General features: G+C 65.5%; 1 pseudogene. It reads right to left on the bottom strand.

Features of this window, described 5'->3' with window-relative positions:
- A pseudogene (locus EN893_RS36915) lies at window positions 1-611 on the bottom strand (hypothetical protein); the annotation flags it as partial.

The following is a 611-nucleotide window of genomic DNA, read 5'->3' as shown; positions in this document are numbered from 1 at the left end:
GCGCGTGCCATTGGCGCGGCTGTGCAGGCTGAATTGCGGCTGCATCTTCTGGTCAAGCCTGACCACCAGCCCGTAGGAGCGGCTCGGCGACCACGGCTTGTGGATGCCCATGGTGCGGATGCCGCCGCATTGCAGCGGCTCGAGGAAGCTGCGGCTGGAGGCCAGCGCTGGCGCGATCCAGTAGGCAGGCGGCACCTGGCTCAGCATGTCCTGACGGTAATGCGTTTCCTGTAGCACGAATTCGATCAGCCGGTTGCGCGGCGCAAACAGGGTCAGCCACGCCCCACCATCGGCGGAAGGTGACAGCCGCGCGGGATAGCCGGGCAGATGCGTCAGAACCGTCGAGCGGCTGCCCGTCGCGCCATCGAAACGCACCAACTGATGACGCCAGCTTTCGCTGACTAGCACATCGCTGCCGACTGGATGCAGGCCATAGGGAAAGGCAATCTCGCCGGCGACTTTGCGGAAATCACCGCCCGCGGCGTCTCGCTTCCACAGCGAACCGGAGGCACCCTTCTTCATCAGATCGGCGGCCCATTGCGACGGCGCGTGCTCGGCCGAGCCATTGGCCAGCCACAACGTGCCGTCATCCGCATAGGCAAGTGCGGTGA

It is taken from the genome of Mesorhizobium sp. M7A.F.Ca.CA.004.04.2.1, assembly GCF_004022825.1.
Classification (GTDB): domain Bacteria; phylum Pseudomonadota; class Alphaproteobacteria; order Rhizobiales; family Rhizobiaceae; genus Mesorhizobium.
The sequence above is the reverse complement of the archived record's forward strand: the minus strand, read 5'-3'. Positions and strand labels throughout refer to the sequence as shown.